Source organism: uncultured Marixanthomonas sp. (genome assembly GCF_963974425.1).
Taxonomy (GTDB): domain Bacteria; phylum Bacteroidota; class Bacteroidia; order Flavobacteriales; family Flavobacteriaceae; genus Marixanthomonas.
The window spans coordinates 1-17,190 of the sequence record NZ_CAXBCK010000064.1 but is presented as its reverse complement, the minus strand read 5'-3'; the positions used below and the strand labels follow the sequence as shown (position 1 = coordinate 17,190).

Sequence of the window (17,190 nt, the reverse complement as noted above, 5' to 3'; positions counted from 1 at the left end):
TGCATAAACTTGTGCGTATCGCCTCCATCTTCTTTAATGGCTTCCAGCATTTCAATAACCGCTTGGTTAGCTCCACCGTGAAGTGGCCCCCAAAGTGCATTGATACCTGCTGATAAAGAAGCAAACAATCCAGTGTGTGCTGAACCAACCATCCTTACCGTAGACGTAGAACAGTTTTGTTCGTGGTCTGCGTGCAAAATCAATAATTTATCAAGTGCATCCACTACAGTTTTATTGGCATTATACTCCCCATTTGGCTTTTTAAACATCATTTTAAGGAAGTTATCTACATAACCTAACGAATCATCACCATAATCTAATGGCCTTCCTACACGTTTTCTATATGCCCAAGCTGTCAATACTGGGAATTTTGCTAAAATACGAACAATCGCATTGTACATATCTTCCTCACTATCAACATTTACAGATGAAGGGTTAAATGCTACCAATGCTGAAGTAAGTGAAGATAAAACGCCCATTGGGTGAGCTGATTTTGGAAAACCATCTAAAATTTTCTTTAAATCTTCATCAACATGGGAATGCTCTCTAATATCATCATGAAATTTTGCTAATTCAGATTTAGAAGGTAATTCACCGAATATCAATAAATATGCTACCTCTAAAAATTCTGCTTTTTCTGCTAAATCTTCAATAGCATATCCTCTATAGCGCAACACTCCCTTTTCACCATTTAAAAAAGTAATGGCGCTTTCACACGATCCCGTATTTTTATACCCCGGATCTATTGTAGTTACACCGTTAGTTACACTTCTAAGTGTTTTTATATCGATCGCTTGCTCATTCTCGCTTCCAGTGATAATTGGAAACTCATAACTTTTGCCATCAATTTCGAGGATTGCTGTCTTTGACATATATTCTAAAAGTTTTTTGTGATTATTTCGAAATGTAAATGTACAAAATATTGAGCGTTTTTTTAACATATACGAACGCTTGTTAGGTTAAAATATCCTTAAATTTCAAGCGTTTGAACGTATTTAAAACAAATAAACCCTCTTTCAGAAAAATTGAAAGAGGGTTTGATTAGATTTTTTGAATTCCATTAAATCTTAAAAGCATTGCGTTGCGGATAATAAGCAACATCGCATAATTGTTCTTCAATTCGTAATAACTGATTGTATTTTGCCATACGGTCGCTACGAGAAGCAGATCCTGTCTTAATTTGCCCACAATTTAATGCCACGGCCAAATCGGCAATAGTATTATCTTCTGTTTCACCACTTCTGTGTGACATTACCGAAGTATACCCGGCATTATGCGCCATATTTACAGCAGCAATTGTTTCAGTTAACGTTCCTATTTGATTTACTTTAATTAGAATTGAATTTGCTATTTTTTCTGAAATACCTTTTGACAACCGCTCTACATTGGTTACAAACAAATCATCTCCAACCAATTGTACTTTATCACCAACTTTTTCGGTTAATGATTTCCATCCATCCCAATCGTTTTCATCCATTCCATCTTCAATAGAGATAATTGGGTATTTGCTGCATAATTCAGCTAAGTAAGTAGCTTGCTCTTCTGAAGAACGTACTTTTCCTTTTTTGCCCTCAAAGACAGTGTAGTCATATTTTCCGTCTTTATAAAATTCTGCTGCTGCACAGTCTAAAGCAATCATGACTTCATCACCTAACTTATACCCAGCATTTTCAGTTGCTTTTGCGATAGTGTCAATAGCATCTTCTGTTCCGTTCAATGTTGGAGCAAAACCGCCTTCGTCACCTACCGCAGTACTTAGGTTACGGTCGTGCAATACTTTTTTAAGATTATGGAAAATTTCACTACCCATTTGCATGGCATGCGTGAAATTTTTAGCCTTTACCGGCATAACCATAAACTCCTGAAAGGCGATTGGCGCATCACTATGAGAGCCTCCGTTGATTATGTTCATCATCGGTACCGGAAGCGTTTTAGCACTTACACCACCAACATAACGATATAAAGGCATTCCTAATTCGGAAGCTGCTGCCTTTGCTACTGCCAAGGAAACACCTAGAATAGCATTGGCCCCTAATTTTGATTTATTAGAAGTCCCGTCTAAATCAATCATAATCTTATCAATTGTTTCCTGCTCAAAAACAGAAACGCCCAATAAGGTTCCAGCTATTTTACCATTTACATTTTCTACAGCATTTAAAACACCTTTACCCATATAATCGTCACCTCCATCACGTAGTTCCACAGCTTCATGTTCTCCGGTAGAAGCTCCCGATGGGACTGCTGCACGACCTAAAAAGCCGTTTTCGGTAATTACATCTACTTCTACAGTTGGATTTCCGCGGGAATCGAATATTTGTCTAGCAATAATGTCAATTATTATACTCATGCTGTTGTAGCTTTATGGTTTTGTATGGTTGTTATAAATTGATCGAATAAATATGACGCATCATGTGGTCCTGGACTTGCTTCCGGGTGATATTGTACCGAAAAAACAGGTTTGTTAACCATTTTAATTCCGGCTGCAGTTTGATCATTAAGGTGCAAATGTGTTATTTCGATATCTGGATTAGCTTCAGCATCTTCTCTGCTAATTGCAAAACCGTGATTTTGAGATGTTATCTCCCCCTTTCCTGTTTCTAGGTTTATAATAGGGTGATTAATACCTCGATGCCCGTGATGCATTTTATAGGTTGAAACGCCATTTGCCAAAGCAATTACTTGATGTCCACCACAAATACCAAATAAAGGTTCTCCTTTTTCAATAATTTGCTTTGTTACTTGAATGGCATTATCTAATGGCTCTGGATCACCAGGACCGTTTGATAAAAAGTAGCCATCTGGGTTGAAAGCTTCCATTTCACTTAAAGGAGTATCGTAAGGAAAAACCTGTACGTAGCAATCTCTAGCGGCTAAGTTTCTTAGAATATTAGTTTTAATTCCATTGTCCAAAGCTGCAATTTTATAGGTTGCATTCTCTTTTCCGAAGAAATAAGGTTCTTTTACCGAAACTTTTGAAGCTAGCTCTAGTCCTTTCATATTAGGAATATCAGCTAATTGTTTTTTCAAATCATCAATAGTATCTACTTCCGTAGAAATTACCGCATTCATCGCTCCATTATCCCGGATGTAGCTTACCAAAGCACGGGTATCTACATCGCTAATTGCCAATAAATTGTTTTTGTTTAAAAATCCTTCTAAAGAATCATCTGCAGCCGGACGTGAGTGATTATAACTTAAATTACGGCAAATTAAACCCGAAATTTTAATACTATCAGATTCCATTTCGCTCTCTGTGGTCCCGTAATTACCAATATGTGCATTGGTAGTTACCATTAGTTGCCCGAAGTAAGATGGATCTGTAAAGATTTCTTGATAACCGGTCATTCCGGTATTGAAACAAACTTCGCCAAAGGCTGAACCTTCTTGGCCTCCCACTGCTTTGCCGTGAAAGATAGTGCCGTCTGCTAATAAGATTATTGCTTTTTTTCTTTTTTGGTATTTCATATTTGAAAAGATTTCAGGTTTCAAGTGAAAAAATTGTGCTTTGTACCTTCCGTGTAAATTGATGCAAAAATAATATAAAAAAAGGGATAAACATTTATTGCTTATCCCTTTGTTATTTACAAATAAAAAATCATTTTATTCTTCTTCTTTATTCGCTTTCGTCTTAGTTGCTGGTGCCGCTGCTTTAGAGCTTCCTCCACGACGGCTACGACGTGTAGATTTCTTTTTAGTAGCTTTCCCTGCATTGTAAACTGTATTATAATCTACCAATTCGATCATCGCCATATCTGCTGCATCTCCTAAACGGCTACCTAACTTAATAATACGAGTGTATCCTCCTGGACGATCGCCTACTTTTACAGCAACGTCTCTAAAAAGCTCACTTACCGCTTCTTTTTGGCGTAAGTTTCTATAAACGATACGACGGTTATGCGTTGTATCTTCTTTAGATTTTGTGATCATTGGTTCTACAAATTGCTTTAAAGCTTTTGCTTTAGCAACTGTAGTGTTAATTCTCTTGTGCTCAATTAAAGAACAAGCCATATTGGCCAACATCGCTTTTCTATGCGCTGTTTTTCTCCCTAAGTGATTAAATTTCTTTCCGTGTCTCATGACATTTTGTTTTAATCATCATCTTGCTACCAAACTCACTGTTGTGAGGAGCAAAATATGACGTATTAATCTTTATCTAATTTATATTTTGAAAGGTCCATCCCGAAGTTCAAACCTTTAACGTTAACTAATTCTTCTAATTCAGTAAGTGATTTTTTACCGAAATTTCTGAATTTCATTAAATCGTTTTTGTTATAAGAAACCAAATCTCCTAAGGTATCTACTTCAGCAGCTTTTAAACAGTTTAATGCACGAACTGAAAGGTCCATATCTACTAATTTTGTTTTAAGCAACTGGCGCATATGCAATGATTCTTCATCATATGTTTCAGTTTGAGCAATCTCATCAGCCTCAAGGGTGATACGCTCATCACTAAATAACATAAAGTGGTGAATCAATGTTTTAGCAGCTTCGGTCAAGGCATCTTTTGGATGAATTGAACCATCTGTTTGGATTTCGAAAACTAATTTTTCGTAATCTGTTTTTTGTTCTACACGGAAGTTTTCAATACTGTACTTCACATTTTTAATTGGTGTGTAGATAGAGTCTGTAAAAATGGTTCCAAGAGGTGCGTTTGCTTTCTTGTTCTCTTCAGCAGGAACATATCCTCTTCCTTTTTCAATAGTGATCTCGAAATTAAGATTCACTTTTTTATCCATATTACAGATAACCATATCTGGGTTTAATACTTGAAATCCTGAAATGAATTTCTGAAAATCTCCAGCGGTTAATTGTTCTCCTCCGCTTACTGAAACAGTTACGGTTTCGTTATCTATCTCATCTATCTGTCTTTTAAAACGTACTTGTTTTAAGTTCAAGATGATTTCTGTTACATCTTCTACAACTCCGGCTATGGTTGAAAATTCGTGATCAACCCCTTCAATACGTACCGAAGTAATTGCAAATCCTTCTAAAGAAGAAAGTAATACTCGTCTTAATGCGTTACCTACTGTCAATCCGTAACCTGGTTCTAAGGGACGAAATTCAAATTTCCCCTCAAAATCAGTAGAATTGATCATGATAACTTTATCAGGCTTCTGAAAACTAAATACTGCCATAGTGTGACTCGTGTGTTTTTATTATTTAGAATATAATTCGACGATAAACTGCTCGTTGATGTTCTCTGGAATCTGGATACGTTGTGGAATAGATACGAACGTTCCTTCTTTAGTTTCGTTGTTCCAAGTAATCCACTCATAAACGTGGTTAGCATTTGCTAAAGAATCTTGGATAGCATTTAACGTTTTAGATTTTTCCCTTACAGCAACAACATCACCTACTTTTATTTGGTATGAAGGTATATTAACCTTTTCTCCATTTACAGTAATGTGACGGTGTGACACTAATTGTCTTGCAGCACGACGGCTAGGGGCGATCCCCATACGGAATACAACGTTGTCTAAACGTGATTCACATAATTGAAGCAATACTTCACCTGTAATTCCAGGAGCAGCTGTTGCTTTTTTAAACATGTTTCTAAATTGACGCTCTAAAATACCATACGAGTATTTTGCTTTTTGCTTTTCAGCTAATTGGATAGCGTATTCAGATTTCTTTCCACGACGACGGTTGTTACCGTGTTGCCCTGGAGGGTAGTTTCTTTTTTCGAAAGACTTATCGTCTCCGAAGATAGCCTCACCAAACTTACGGGCTATTTTAGTTTTTGGACCAGTATATCTTGCCATTTCTAAGTATTTTTGAAGGGAAAATTAAATTAAGGTCTTACGTTTAATCCTCTAATCTTCTTTATTCCTTCAGATTGATATTAATTATAAATTATACTCTTCTTCTTTTTGGAGGACGACAACCGTTATGCGGCATTGGAGTTACGTCGATAATTTCGGTAACTTCAATTCCTGAATTGTGAAGTGATCGTATTGCAGATTCTCTTCCGTTTCCAGGTCCTTTTACATAAACTTTTACTTTACGTAAACCAGCATCGTGAGCTACTTTTGAAGCATCTTCTGATGCTAATTGAGCAGCGTAAGGTGTATTTTTCTTAGATCCTCTAAAACCCATTTTACCGGCAGAAGACCAAGAGATTACATCTCCGTTCTTGTTTGTTAAAGAAATAATGATGTTGTTAAATGAAGCTGTTACGTGCGCTTGGCCAACAGATTCAACGTTTACTTTACGTTTTTTAACAACCTTCTTTGTACTTTTTGAGTTAGACTTTGCCATATCTCTAGGTATTATTTAGTTGCTTTTTTCTTGTTAGCAACTGTTTTACGTTTTCCTTTTCTCGTTCTTGAGTTGTTTTTAGTACGTTGTCCACGTAACGGAAGACCCGATCTGTGACGAATACCTCTGTAACAACCAATATCCATTAAGCGCTTAATGCTTAATTGTACTTCACTACGTAATTCACCTTCGATTGTGAAAGACCCTACAGCCTCACGAATTTTTCCGATTTCATCATCGTCCCATTCGTTAACTTTTTTGTCTTCGCTAACTCCGGCTTTTTCCAGTATTTCCTGGGCGCGGCTTTTACCAACACCAAAGATATACGTTAACGCGATTACACCCCTTTTGTGTTTTGGGATATCTACACCTGCGATTCTTGCCATAACTTATCCTTGTCTTTGTTTGAACCTTGGGTTCTTTTTGTTAATAACATATAATCTGCCTTTCCTGCGTACTATCTTGCAGTCGGCACTTCTTTTTTTAACGGATGCTCTTACTTTCATCTGTTTAGTTTTTAATTAGATTAATACGAAACCGTATTAGTATCTATAGGTTATACGAGCCTTAGTTAAATCGTAAGGACTCATTTCTAATTTAACTTTATCTCCGGGTAATAATTTAATATAGTGCATACGCATTTTACCCGAAATATGCGCAGTTACAATATGACCGTTTTCCAATTCCACTCTAAACATTGCATTAGACAATGCTTCTACAATTGTTCCGTCTTGTTCTATTGGGGGTTGTTTTGCCATTTTTTAGTTTTTAGTATTTAGTTGGTAGTCGGTAGTATTTATCTTTCTTACAGAATAATTTTCTATCCTCTATCCTCTATCCACTATTGTTCTATATTATGCTACTGCTTTTCTGTTTTTACCTGTTTTCATTAAACCATCGTAATGACGATTTAATAAGTATGAATTAACTTGTTGCATGGTATCGATTGCCACACCAACCATTATTAATAATGATGTACCACCGTAAAATAATGCCCATCCTTGTTGGATTCCTAGAAACTTAACAACAAAAGCAGGAAATACTGCTATTAATGCTAAGAATACTGAACCTGGTAAGGTAATTTGAGACATAATTCTATCTAAATATTCTCCAGTTTCTCCTCCAGGCTTAATACCCGGAATAAAACCTCCACTACGCTTAAGATCGTCTGCCATTTTATTTGTAGGCACTGTAATTGCAGTATAAAAATATGTAAAGATAATGATCAACGTAGCAAATACAAGGTTGTACCATAATCCAAATATATCACTGAACGCAGCTTGTACTGATTGTGCTACATTACTATCTGAAAACATAGAAATGCTTGCGATAGCTGAAGGCACAAACATAATTGCTTGTGCAAAGATAATAGGCATTACTCCTGAAGCATTAAGCTTTAATGGAATAAATTGACGTGCACCAAAAATATTTTTCTCATATCCTCCACTAGCGGTTCTTCTAGCATATTGTACTGGTATTTTTCTCACTGCCATTACCAACATTACCGAAGCAAGGATAATAACAAACCAGATTACCAATTCAATCAAAATCATAATCAAACCACCATTTGATTCTAAAACTCTAGAAACAAATTCTTGTGCAAACGATTGTGGTAATGTTGCTATAATACCAACCATAATTAATATAGAGATACCATTACCAACACCTTTATCGGTTATTTTTTCACCCAACCACATTGCAAATATCGTACCAGTAACTAAGATAATTACTGAAGAGATATAGAACATAGGTGTTTGACCCAATATAAAAGCTTCAGTAGGTACTCCCAATGCAGGAAGACCTGCTAAATAACTAGGAGCTTGTACCAAACAAATACCGATAGTTAACCAACGAGTAATTTGCGTGATTTTCTTTCTTCCACTTTCGCCTTCTTTTTGTAATTTCTGTAGATAAGGAACTGCTATCTGCATTAATTGAACCACAATGGAAGCCGAAATATAAGGCATAATACCCAATGCAAAAACAGAAGCATTGGCAAAAGCCCCTCCCGTAAATGCATTTAACAGACCACCAAGTCCAGAATCAAAATTACCGGCAAAACCACCTAATTGTGAAGCATCTATTCCTGGTAATACTACTTGTGCACCAAAACGGTACACTAAAAGAAGACCCAACGTAAGCATAATCCTGTTACGAAGTTCTTCTATCTTCCAAATATTTTTTAAGGTATCAATAAATTTCATCCTTATCTTAGAGTTATAGGGTTACTACTTCACCACCAGCAGCTTCAATAGCTTCTTTTGCTGAGGCAGTAAACTTATGAGCAGATACTTTTAATTTTGCTTTCAACTCACCTCTACCTAAAATCTTCACCATTTCGTTTTTACCAGCAAGACCTAAACTCATTATAGTTTCAAAGTCTATAGTATCTTTTATTTTCTTGTCATCTACCAACTGTTGAAGTGTATCAATGTTTATGCCTTGATACTCTTTACGGTTGATGTTTGTAAACCCAAATTTAGGTACACGACGCTGAATAGGCATTTGCCCTCCTTCAAATCCAAGTTTCTTGGAATATCCAGAACGAGATTTAGCCCCATTGTGTCCACGAGTTGCAGTACCACCTTTACCGGAAGCCTGTCCACGTCCTACGCGTTTCCCGTCTTTATGAGTTGAACCTTTTGCAGGTTTTAAGTTACTTAATTCCATTTTGTATATCTTAAACAGTTTCTACTGAAACTAAATGTTTCACTTTATTTACCATACCAAGAATATTTGGCGTGTCATCATGCTCGACAGTTTGACCCATCTTACGAAGGCCTAAAGCTTCAAGCGTTCTCTTTTGGTTTTGCGTGCGGTTAATCTCGCTGCGTACCTTTGTTACTTTTATTTTTGCCATGTTCTTTAGTATTTATCCTTTATACAATTTTTCCAAAGTAATACCACGTTGCTTGGCTACTGTTTCTGCACTTCGCAATTGTAATAAAGCATCGAATGTTGCTTTTACTACGTTATGCGGGTTAGAAGACCCTTGAGATTTCGACAATACATCGTGAACCCCTACAGCCTCTAGTACAGCACGTACCGCACCACCGGCGATCAAACCAGTACCAGGAGCAGCTGGTAATAGGTTTACACGCGCACCGGCATATTTACCTTTTTGTTCGTGTGGAAGTGTTACTTTATTTAAAGGAATACGTACCAGGTTTTTCTTGGCATCTTCAATACCTTTTGCGATTGCACTGGCAACATCTTTCGATTTACCAAGGCCTTGACCTACTACGCCATTTTCATCACCAACTACAACAATAGCTGAGAATCCAAATGCTCTACCACCTTTAGTTACTTTAGTTACACGTTGTACACCTACCAAACGGTCTTTTAAGTCAAGACCTCCGGGTTTTACTGTTTCTACGTTTTTATAATCTTGATACATATTTCTTAAAATTTAAGACCGCCTTCGCGAGCGCCTTCAGCTAATGATTTTACTCTTCCGTGATACAGGTATCCGCCACGATCAAATGCTACGGTTTCTACACCGGCTTTTTGAGCTTTCTCAGCGATTGCCTTTCCTACTAATTTTGCAGCTTCACTTTTATTTACTTTTGAAGCGTCAATATCTTTATCTCTTGAAGATGCAGCAGAAATGGTAACTCCATTTACATCGTCCACAAGTTGTGCATAGATCTCTTTATTGCTTCGGAAAATAGCCAAACGTGGTCGCTCTGCTGTTCCTGAAACAGTCTTTCTGATTCTGAAACGAATACGTTCCCTTCTATCTGTTTTTGATAATGCCATAACGTTATATCTTATGCAGATTTACCTGCTTTTCTTCTTATTTGTTCACCTACAAACTTAACACCTTTTCCTTTGTAAGGTTCTGGCTTACGGAAACCACGAATTTTCGCAGCTACTTGACCAACAAGTTGTTTGTCGTGTGATGTTAATTTTACTTTTGGATTTTTACCTTTTTCAGAAATGGTTTCTACTTTTACTTCTGGAGCAATGTCCATAACGATATTGTGAGAAAAACCGATTGCTAAATCCAATTTTTGTCCTTGGTTACTGGCACGGTATCCAACCCCTACCAATTCTAGTTCTTTTGTCCAACCGTTTGTTACTCCTTCAATCATATTATTGATTAAAGCTCTGTACAAACCGTGTTTTGCTCTGTGATCTTTTCCTTCAGTAGGACGTTCCAAAACGATGGTTCCGCCTTCATTTTTAATAGTTATTTCAGAAAACTCCTGAGACAACTCACCTAATTTACCTTTTACGGTAACTACGTTATCTTTAATTTCTACTGTTACACCATCTGGAATGGCTACCGGGCTTTTACCTATTCTTGACATCTCTTAGTCTTTATTTTAGTATACGTAGCACAATACTTCGCCACCAACATTCTTTTCTTGAGCTTGCTTTCCTGTCATTACTCCATGTGAAGTAGAAACAATTGCAATACCCAGTCCATTTAATATACGTGGTATAGTTGAAGAACTTGCATATTTACGTAAACCTGGTTTACTAATTCTTTGAATCTTTTTAATTACCGGATCTTTTGTAAGCTTATCATATTTTAAAGCGATTTTGATAGTTCCTTGCGGCCCTTTATCGTCTTCAAATTTATAGCTTAAGATATACCCTTGATCAAAAAGGATTTTTGTAATCTCCTTTTTAAGGTTTGATGCGGGTATCTCTACAACACGGTGTCCTGCCTTTACGGCGTTTCTAACTCTTGTTAGAAAATCTGATATTGGATCTATATTCATTTTTAGTTATTTACGATAGTGGTTTTTGGTGTTCCCAAACCTACTAACTGTTTATGTTGTTACCAACTTGCTTTTCTAACTCCAGGGATTAAACCATTGTTTGCCATTTCACGAAACATTACACGTGAAATTCCAAATTGTCTCATATACCCTTTAGGTCGTCCGGTCAATTTACAACGGTTGTGCAAACGTACTGGTGAAGAGTTTTTTGGTAATTTTTGTAGACCTTCCCAATCGCCAGCTTCTTTCAAAGCTTGACGTTTTTCAGCGTACTTTTTTACCATTTTTTGTCTCTTAACCTCACGGGCTTTCATTGATTCTTTAGCCATCTTAGTTCTTTTTAAAAGGTATTCCTAGTTCCGTTAGTAATGATTTCGCTTCTTTATCGGTTTCAGCAGAAGTTACAAAGGTAATATTCATACCTTCAATCTTCTTGATTTTATCGATATTGATTTCTGGGAAGATAATTTGTTCTGTTATTCCTAATGAATAATTCCCCCTTCCATCAAAACCAGTTGCGTTGATTCCGTTAAAATCACGTACGTTAGGCAATGCACTTGTAATAAGTCTATCTAAAAACTCATACATACGCTCACCACGTAAGGTAACTTTCGCACCAATAGGCATCCCTTTTCTAAGTTTAAAAGTGGCAACATCTTTCTTTGAAATTGTTGCAACAGCTTTTTGCCCTGTGATTTTTGATAATTCTTCTACGGAATACTCGATCAATTTTTTATCGGCTACAGCAGCTCCAACTCCACGAGACACAACAATGCGTTCTAGTTTTGGAACTTGCATTACGTTTGTGTAACCAAATTCATCTGTAAGGGCGCTTACTACTTTGCCCTTGTACTCTTCTTTAAGTCTTGGTGTATATGCCATAACTATAATACTTGATTTGATTTTTTAGCAAATCGTACTTTCTTTCCATCTTCCATTCTATAACCTACTCGTGTTGCTTTTCCACTTTTAGGATCTACCAATGATAGGTTTGAAATGTGAATAGGAGCTTCTTTTTCGGAAATTCCACCTTGAGGATTTGCCGCACTCGGCTTCTCATGTTTCTTAACCGTGTTTACTCCTTCTACTATTGCTTTGTTTTTGTCAAGCATCACCTTCATCACTTTACCTTCTGAGCCTTTATGCTCTCCGGCAGTAACTACTACTGTATCGCCTGATTTTATTTTAAGCTTTGCCATCTTATTATCTATTATAGCACTTCAGGTGCTAATGATACTATTTTCATAAATTGTCTATCACGAAGCTCTCTGGCTACAGGACCGAAAACACGTGTTCCTCTCATTTCCCCTTGAGGGCCTAAAAGTACACAAGCATTATCGTCGAAACGGATATATGATCCATCTGGTCGTCTAACTTCTTTCACGGTACGTACCACTACTGCTGTAGAAACGGCACCTTTTTTAATGTTTCCGTTAGGGGTAGCTTCTTTTACTGAAACTACAATTTTGTCCCCAATGGAAGCATATCTCTTTTTTGTACCGCCTAACACACGGATGGTAAGTACTTCCTTAGCACCGGTGTTGTCTGCTACTCTAAGTCTTGATTCTTGCTGTATCATGATTACTTCGCTCTTTCAATTATTTCTACTAATCTCCAACATTTGGTTTTACTTAAAGGTCGTGTTTCCATGATCTTTACAGTATCACCTTCGTTGCAGTCGTTTGTCTCATCGTGCGCTACGTATTTCTTCGTTTTCAGCACGAATTTTCCGTACATAGGGTGTTTCATTTTCTTAGTTTCAGCAACTACGATGGATTTCTCCATTTTGTTACTGGTTACTACACCTATACGTTCTTTTCTTAAGTTTCTTTTTATTTCCATCTTTCAGCTTCGTACTGTTATTGCACTTCTCTTTTAGTTAGTTCGGTCGCAATTCTGGCAATGCTTCTGCGCTGCCCTCTTAATTGAATTGGATTTTCCAACGGTGAAATGGTATGAGCCATTTTAAGGTCTGTATATGCCTTAGTCGATTCAGCAAGTTGTTCTTGTAACTCTACTGTTGATGCTTCTTTTATTTCTGATTGTTTCATAGTGACAATTTCAAAAATTATTCTTGATAATCTCTAGACATTACAAATTTTGTTCGTACGGGTAGCTTTTGTGCTGCCAAACGTAATGCTTCTTTAGCGGTTGCCATTGGCACACCAGAAACTTCAAACATAATTCGACCAGGTTTTACTACAGCTGCGTAATATTCTACGGCACCTTTACCTTTACCCATACGTACTTCAAGAGGCTTTTTAGTAATCGGCTTATCTGGGAATATCATAATCCAGATAGAACCTTCTCTTTTCATATAACGAGTAGCAGCAATACGTGCAGCTTCTATTTGACGAGCTGTCACAAATTTTGAATCTAAAGATTTAATACCAAAGGTACCGTTAGACAATCGGTGTCCACGTCCAGCGTTGCCTTTCATGCGACCCTTTTGTTGTTTACGGTATTTTGTTCTCTTAGGTTGTAACATGTTCTTCTTTTTAAAAAATTACTTTCTGCGACGTGATTTGTTTCCACCTCGTCCGGATCCTTTTCCTCCTTTTTTGGATAATCCAACTAACGGGGAAAGGTCTCTTTTTCCATACACTTCGCCTTTCATAATCCATACTTTAACACCCAACTTACCATAGGTAGTTTGAGCCTCTACTAAAGCATAGTCAATGTCTGCTCTAAATGTTGAAAGCGGGATACGACCTTCTTTGTACGATTCATTACGAGCCATTTCAGCTCCATTTAATCGTCCAGAGATCTCAATTTTGATACCTTCAGCGTTCATTCGCATTGCAGCCGCAATCGCCATTTTTATTGCTCGACGGTATGAAATTCTATTTTCAATTTGTCTTGCAACACTAGCACCTACTAAATGAGCGTCTAATTCAGGTCTTTTAATCTCATGAATATTGATCTGTACCTCTTTTCCGGTAATTTTTTTGAGCTCTTCTTTAAGCTTGTCCACTTCCTGGCCGCCTTTCCCGATAATAATACCTGGACGTGCGGTGGTTATGGTAACGGTTACAAGCTTAAGGGTACGCTCAATGATTACCCTAGACACACTAGCTTTACTTAAACGAGCGTGAATGTACTTTCTAATCTTATCGTCTTCGGCTAATTTATCACCGTAGTCGTTGCCTCCGTACCAGTTGGATTCCCATCCTCTAATGATACCTAAGCGGTTACCGATTGGATTTGTTTTCTGTCCCATTTATATTAGCTTTGTGTGTTATCGTTAGCTCCAAGTATCATTGTAACATGATTGGAACGTTTTCTAATTCTGTGCGCGCGTCCTTGTGGTGCAGGGCGAAGTCTCTTCAACATTGTACCACTATCTACGCGTATTTCTTTTATAAAAAGATCAGCATCTTCTACAGAAGCTTCTTCATTTTTTGCTTGCCAATTTGCAATGGCTGAAAGCAATAGTTTTTCCAAACGCCCTGAAGCTTCTTTTTTGTTAAATCTTAATATATTAAGTGCTTTACCTACCTTTTCACCACGGATTAAATCTGCAACTAATCGCATTTTTCTTGGTGATGTAGGGCAATTATTCAATTTAGCAAAGTACTGTGTTTTCTTTGCTTCCTTGATTTGCTCTGCTCTTTCTCTTTTACGAACTCCCATGGCTTATTATTTTTTTCCTTTGTTTCTAGCACCTGCGTGACCACGGAATGATCTTGTAGGTGAAAATTCGCCTAATTTATGTCCTACCATATTCTCAGTTACATATACAGGAACGAATTGACGCCCATTATGTACTGCGATGGTTTGACCAACAAAATCTGGAGTTATCATAGAGGAACGAGACCAAGTTTTGATCACGGTCTTCTTATTTGAAGCCACATTCTGTTCTACTTTCTGTTCTAACTTATAGTGAACGTAAGGTCCTTTTTTTAACGATCTTGCCATAACTTATTTCTTTCTACGTTCTATAATGTATTTATTACTAGCTTTAGTCCTCTTACGAGTCTTGTATCCTTTTGCAGGAAGACCTTTACGAGAACGAGGGTGTCCTCCAGAAGATTTACCTTCACCACCACCCATTGGGTGATCAACCGGGTTCATCACCACTGGTCTTGTACGAGGTCTTCTACCTAACCATCTTGTTCTACCAGCTTTACCACCGACCATAAGTTGATGATCACTGTTAGATACAGCTCCAATTGTAGCCATACAAGTAGTTAAGATCATTCGGATTTCGCCTGAAGGCAATTTTATAGTAGCGTATTTCCCTTCTCTAGCAATAAGCTGAGCAAAAGCACCAGCACTACGAGCCATAACAGCTCCTTGACCAGGACGTAATTCTATACAGGAAATAATAGTACCTAAAGGAATATTGGCAAGGGTCATTGCGTTACCGATATCTGGTGTAGTTTTCTCACCTGAAACGATATTTTGCCCTACCTGAAGACCGTTTTGTGCGATTACATATCGTTTTTCACCATCTTGGTAATTAACTAATGCAATAAACGCAGTACGGTTAGGATCGTATTCAATTGTTGCAACAGTAGCAGGAACTCCCTGCTTGTCGCGCTTAAAATCGATTACTCGATATCTCTTTTTATGACCACCACCTAAATAGCGCATAGTCATCTTTCCTTGACTGTTTCTACCTCCGGACTTTTTTATCGGAGCAAGTAAACTTTTCTCCGGCTTATCAGTTGTGATGGCGTCATACCCATTTACAACTCTAAATCGCTGTCCAGGAGTGATAGGTTTTAATTTTCTTACTGACATGTTTTGTCTAATTTAATGTAAGCAACAGCTTACATATTACTGTAAAAATCTATTGTATCACCTTCCGCCACCTGTACAATTGCTTTTTTATAAGCATTTGTTTTACCAGTCTGGATGCCTGTTTTCGTATAACGAGTTCGGCGATCCGGGCGGACATTCATTGTGCGAACTTTTTCAACAGAAACTTCATAAGCAGCCTCAACTGCTTTTTTGATTTCTACCTTGTTCGCCTGTGGGTTCACTACAAATCCGTAACGGTTATTATCTTCCGCATCTTTTGTAGCTTTTTCCGTAATAATAGGTTTTATTAAGATATTCATCTTGCTTCTATTTACTTAAGTTTTGTTCAATTGCTTCCAAAGAACCCTCAAACAGCACAATACTGTTTGCATTCATTATTTGATAAGTACTTAATTGTGAGTTACTTACAACTTCAGTTCCTTTCAAATTGCGAGACGACAAATATACATTATTATTTGACTCTCCCAACACAAACAAAGATTTTTTATCTTCTAACCCTAAACTCTTTAGAACTGAAGTAAAATCTTTTGTTTTTGGAGCATCCATTTGCAGGTCTTCTAACACAACAATCGCCTTATTATTTGCCTTCATTGTTAGGGCCGAACGGCGCGCTAAACGTTTTAAACTTTTATTCAATTTAAAGGAGTAGTTTCTTGGTCTTGGACCAAATACTCTACCTCCACCTTTAAAAATAGGCGACTTTATACTACCAGCACGAGCGGTACCCGTACCTTTTTGTTTTTTAATCTTGCGAGTACTCCCCACAATCTCTGCACGCTCTTTTGCTTTATGCGTACCTTGTCTTTGATTGGCAAGGTATTGCTTTACATCAAGATATACAGCGTGTTTACTAGGCTCTATTCCAAACACATCCTTAGAAAGCTCTATCTTTCTACCTGTGTCTTTTCCGGTTTTATTTAATACTGCTACCTTCATTATTTCTGAATCGTTACATAAGCATTTTTGTGACCTGGCACACAGCCTTTCACTACAAGTAAATTCTTTTCAGGAACTACTTTCAACACTTTTAGGTTTTGTACTTTCACTTTTTCACTTCCCATTTGGCCACCCATTCGCATTCCTTTGAAAACTCTCGCAGGATACGATGCTGCACCAATAGAACCAGGAGCTCTTAGCCTGTTGTGCTGACCGTGCGTAGCTTGACCCACACCAGCAAAACCGTGACGTTTTACAACTCCTTGAAATCCTTTACCCTTGCTTGTTCCTGCAACATCCACGAACTCGCCTTCAGCAAAGTGTTCAACGGTGACATTGTCACCTAATTTAAAATCCTCTTCAAATCCTTGGAATTCAACAACACGACGCTTAGCAACAGTTCCAGCTTTTTTAGCATGGCCCTCAGAGGCTTTATTAGCAGTCTTTTTGTCATCGAAACCAAGTTGAAGGGCTTTGTACCCGTCAACCTCTTCGGTTC

General features: G+C 37.5%; 31 protein-coding genes. All 31 read right to left on the bottom strand.

Going from position 1 to position 17,190, the window contains the following annotated elements; genetic code table 11:
* Window positions 1–872 (bottom strand): citrate/2-methylcitrate synthase (locus tag AACZ92_RS15115; protein WP_339703037.1); only part of this gene is annotated, 872 nt, incomplete at its 3' end.
* 188 nt (window positions 873–1,060) lie between these two features.
* Window positions 1,061–2,347 (bottom strand): phosphopyruvate hydratase, encoded by a 1,287-nt coding sequence (gene eno, locus AACZ92_RS15110; protein WP_339703034.1) that lies wholly within the window; start codon window positions 2,345–2,347, stop codon window positions 1,061–1,063.
* Complete coding sequence (gene carA / locus AACZ92_RS15105; protein ID WP_339703031.1) at window positions 2,344–3,465, bottom strand: glutamine-hydrolyzing carbamoyl-phosphate synthase small subunit; 1,122 nt, start codon at window positions 3,463–3,465, stop codon at window positions 2,344–2,346. The genes eno and carA overlap by 4 nt, the downstream gene beginning before the upstream one ends.
* Window positions 3,466–3,600: 135 nt before the next feature.
* The gene (gene rplQ / locus AACZ92_RS15100; protein ID WP_339703028.1) at window positions 3,601–4,077 is read right to left on the bottom strand and encodes a 50S ribosomal protein L17; all 477 of its coding nucleotides are present in this window, start codon (window positions 4,075–4,077) and stop codon (window positions 3,601–3,603) included.
* 65 nt (window positions 4,078–4,142) lie between these two features.
* A complete protein-coding gene (locus tag AACZ92_RS15095) occupies window positions 4,143–5,135 on the bottom strand; it encodes a DNA-directed RNA polymerase subunit alpha (protein WP_339703025.1) in 993 nt (330 codons plus the stop codon).
* Between the two features lie 21 nt (window positions 5,136–5,156).
* Complete coding sequence (rpsD, locus tag AACZ92_RS15090; protein ID WP_339703022.1) at window positions 5,157–5,762, bottom strand: 30S ribosomal protein S4; 606 nt, start codon at window positions 5,760–5,762, stop codon at window positions 5,157–5,159.
* Window positions 5,763–5,853: 91 nt separating this feature from the next.
* Window positions 5,854–6,258 carry a 30S ribosomal protein S11 gene (gene rpsK / locus AACZ92_RS15085; RefSeq protein WP_117157673.1) on the bottom strand — a complete coding sequence of 135 codons (405 nt, stop codon included), beginning with the start codon at window positions 6,256–6,258 and terminating at the stop codon, window positions 5,854–5,856.
* A gap of 11 nt (window positions 6,259–6,269) precedes the next feature.
* Window positions 6,270–6,644: a 30S ribosomal protein S13 gene (rpsM, locus tag AACZ92_RS15080; RefSeq protein WP_339703019.1), complete on the bottom strand. Its 375-nt coding sequence runs from the start codon at window positions 6,642–6,644 to the stop codon at window positions 6,270–6,272.
* A gap of 3 nt (window positions 6,645–6,647) precedes the next feature.
* On the bottom strand, window positions 6,648–6,764 hold the full coding sequence (gene ykgO, locus AACZ92_RS15075) for a type B 50S ribosomal protein L36 (RefSeq protein ID WP_013305171.1): 117 nt from the start codon (window positions 6,762–6,764) through the stop codon (window positions 6,648–6,650).
* Between the two features lie 36 nt (window positions 6,765–6,800).
* Window positions 6,801–7,016 carry a translation initiation factor IF-1 gene (gene infA / locus AACZ92_RS15070; RefSeq protein ID WP_116695298.1) on the bottom strand — a complete coding sequence of 72 codons (216 nt, stop codon included), beginning with the start codon at window positions 7,014–7,016 and terminating at the stop codon, window positions 6,801–6,803.
* Between the two features lie 96 nt (window positions 7,017–7,112).
* Window positions 7,113–8,462: a preprotein translocase subunit SecY gene (secY, locus tag AACZ92_RS15065; protein ID WP_339703012.1), complete on the bottom strand. Its 1,350-nt coding sequence runs from the start codon at window positions 8,460–8,462 to the stop codon at window positions 7,113–7,115.
* A gap of 13 nt (window positions 8,463–8,475) precedes the next feature.
* On the bottom strand, window positions 8,476–8,928 hold the full coding sequence (gene rplO, locus AACZ92_RS15060) for a 50S ribosomal protein L15 (protein WP_339703009.1): 453 nt from the start codon (window positions 8,926–8,928) through the stop codon (window positions 8,476–8,478).
* A gap of 10 nt (window positions 8,929–8,938) precedes the next feature.
* A complete protein-coding gene (gene rpmD, locus AACZ92_RS15055; RefSeq protein WP_117157676.1) occupies window positions 8,939–9,118 on the bottom strand; it encodes a 50S ribosomal protein L30 in 180 nt (59 codons plus the stop codon).
* A 12-nt stretch (window positions 9,119–9,130) separates the two neighbouring features.
* Window positions 9,131–9,655 (bottom strand): 30S ribosomal protein S5, encoded by a 525-nt coding sequence (gene rpsE / locus AACZ92_RS15050; protein ID WP_117157677.1) that lies wholly within the window; start codon window positions 9,653–9,655, stop codon window positions 9,131–9,133.
* 5 nt (window positions 9,656–9,660) lie between these two features.
* Window positions 9,661–10,017, bottom strand: a complete 357-nt coding sequence (gene rplR, locus AACZ92_RS15045; protein ID WP_339703004.1) for a 50S ribosomal protein L18 — start codon at window positions 10,015–10,017, stop codon at window positions 9,661–9,663.
* 11 nt (window positions 10,018–10,028) lie between these two features.
* The gene (gene rplF / locus AACZ92_RS15040) at window positions 10,029–10,571 is read right to left on the bottom strand and encodes a 50S ribosomal protein L6 (protein ID WP_339703001.1); all 543 of its coding nucleotides are present in this window, start codon (window positions 10,569–10,571) and stop codon (window positions 10,029–10,031) included.
* A 15-nt stretch (window positions 10,572–10,586) separates the two neighbouring features.
* On the bottom strand, window positions 10,587–10,988 hold the full coding sequence (gene rpsH / locus AACZ92_RS15035; RefSeq protein WP_339702998.1) for a 30S ribosomal protein S8: 402 nt from the start codon (window positions 10,986–10,988) through the stop codon (window positions 10,587–10,589).
* Between the two features lie 59 nt (window positions 10,989–11,047).
* Window positions 11,048–11,317 carry a 30S ribosomal protein S14 gene (gene rpsN, locus AACZ92_RS15030; protein WP_339702995.1) on the bottom strand — a complete coding sequence of 90 codons (270 nt, stop codon included), beginning with the start codon at window positions 11,315–11,317 and terminating at the stop codon, window positions 11,048–11,050.
* Between the two features lies 1 nt (window position 11,318).
* A complete protein-coding gene (gene rplE / locus AACZ92_RS15025; protein WP_339702992.1) occupies window positions 11,319–11,870 on the bottom strand; it encodes a 50S ribosomal protein L5 in 552 nt (183 codons plus the stop codon).
* A gap of 2 nt (window positions 11,871–11,872) precedes the next feature.
* Window positions 11,873–12,187, bottom strand: coding sequence for a 50S ribosomal protein L24 (rplX, locus tag AACZ92_RS15020; RefSeq protein WP_117157683.1), 315 nt, complete (start codon window positions 12,185–12,187; stop codon window positions 11,873–11,875).
* An 11-nt stretch (window positions 12,188–12,198) separates the two neighbouring features.
* Window positions 12,199–12,567, bottom strand: coding sequence for a 50S ribosomal protein L14 (rplN, locus tag AACZ92_RS15015; protein WP_117157684.1), 369 nt, complete (start codon window positions 12,565–12,567; stop codon window positions 12,199–12,201).
* 2 nt (window positions 12,568–12,569) lie between these two features.
* Window positions 12,570–12,830, bottom strand: coding sequence for a 30S ribosomal protein S17 (rpsQ, locus tag AACZ92_RS15010; RefSeq protein WP_117157685.1), 261 nt, complete (start codon window positions 12,828–12,830; stop codon window positions 12,570–12,572).
* 17 nt (window positions 12,831–12,847) lie between these two features.
* On the bottom strand, window positions 12,848–13,039 hold the full coding sequence (gene rpmC, locus AACZ92_RS15005) for a 50S ribosomal protein L29 (RefSeq protein ID WP_117157686.1): 192 nt from the start codon (window positions 13,037–13,039) through the stop codon (window positions 12,848–12,850).
* A gap of 17 nt (window positions 13,040–13,056) precedes the next feature.
* Window positions 13,057–13,476, bottom strand: coding sequence for a 50S ribosomal protein L16 (gene rplP / locus AACZ92_RS15000; protein ID WP_117157687.1), 420 nt, complete (start codon window positions 13,474–13,476; stop codon window positions 13,057–13,059).
* A gap of 18 nt (window positions 13,477–13,494) precedes the next feature.
* Window positions 13,495–14,208, bottom strand: coding sequence for a 30S ribosomal protein S3 (rpsC, locus tag AACZ92_RS14995; RefSeq protein ID WP_117157688.1), 714 nt, complete (start codon window positions 14,206–14,208; stop codon window positions 13,495–13,497).
* Between the two features lie 5 nt (window positions 14,209–14,213).
* Complete coding sequence (gene rplV / locus AACZ92_RS14990; RefSeq protein WP_339702977.1) at window positions 14,214–14,621, bottom strand: 50S ribosomal protein L22; 408 nt, start codon at window positions 14,619–14,621, stop codon at window positions 14,214–14,216.
* Between the two features lie 6 nt (window positions 14,622–14,627).
* On the bottom strand, window positions 14,628–14,906 hold the full coding sequence (gene rpsS, locus AACZ92_RS14985; protein WP_339702974.1) for a 30S ribosomal protein S19: 279 nt from the start codon (window positions 14,904–14,906) through the stop codon (window positions 14,628–14,630).
* 3 nt (window positions 14,907–14,909) lie between these two features.
* Window positions 14,910–15,734 carry a 50S ribosomal protein L2 gene (rplB, locus tag AACZ92_RS14980; protein WP_117157691.1) on the bottom strand — a complete coding sequence of 275 codons (825 nt, stop codon included), beginning with the start codon at window positions 15,732–15,734 and terminating at the stop codon, window positions 14,910–14,912.
* 29 nt (window positions 15,735–15,763) lie between these two features.
* Window positions 15,764–16,054, bottom strand: a complete 291-nt coding sequence (gene rplW, locus AACZ92_RS14975) for a 50S ribosomal protein L23 (protein WP_117157692.1) — start codon at window positions 16,052–16,054, stop codon at window positions 15,764–15,766.
* A 7-nt stretch (window positions 16,055–16,061) separates the two neighbouring features.
* Window positions 16,062–16,691 carry a 50S ribosomal protein L4 gene (rplD, locus tag AACZ92_RS14970; protein WP_339702969.1) on the bottom strand — a complete coding sequence of 210 codons (630 nt, stop codon included), beginning with the start codon at window positions 16,689–16,691 and terminating at the stop codon, window positions 16,062–16,064.
* The coding region (gene rplC, locus AACZ92_RS14965; protein WP_339702966.1) for a 50S ribosomal protein L3 at window positions 16,691–17,190 on the bottom strand (500 nt) is incomplete at its 5' end. The genes rplD and rplC, both read right to left, overlap by 1 nt.